Origin of the sequence: Flavobacterium nitrogenifigens (assembly GCF_003254565.1) — a bacterium.
GTDB classification, from domain to species: domain Bacteria; phylum Bacteroidota; class Bacteroidia; order Flavobacteriales; family Flavobacteriaceae; genus Flavobacterium; species Flavobacterium nitrogenifigens.
In genome coordinates this window covers 1-261 of sequence record NZ_QJRI01000035.1, presented here as the reverse complement: position 1 = coordinate 261, position 261 = coordinate 1, and the positions used below count along the sequence as shown (strand labels likewise).

General features: G+C 45.2%; 1 rRNA gene. It reads right to left on the bottom strand.

Features of this window, described 5'->3' with window-relative positions:
- A 16S ribosomal RNA gene (locus DM397_RS00150) occupies positions 1-151 on the bottom strand; the annotation flags it as partial.
- Between the last annotated feature and the right edge of the window lie 110 nt (positions 152-261).

Genomic DNA, 261 nt, shown 5'->3' with positions numbered 1-261 from the left:
TCTCTGGGCTATCCCTCTGTGGAAGGCAGATTGCATACGCGTTACGCACCCGTGCGCCGGTCTCAAATTCCGAAGAATTCTACCCCTCGACTTGCATGTGTTAAGCCTGCCGCTAGCGTTCATCCTGAGCCAGGATCAAACTCTTCATCGTATATTTTAATATTATATAATCGATGCCTCTATCTATCGGTTCTTTTCGAATCTCTCGATTCCATTACTCTTATTCTATTTTGCTTTAGCATCTCTGCTAAAGCGGCTGTC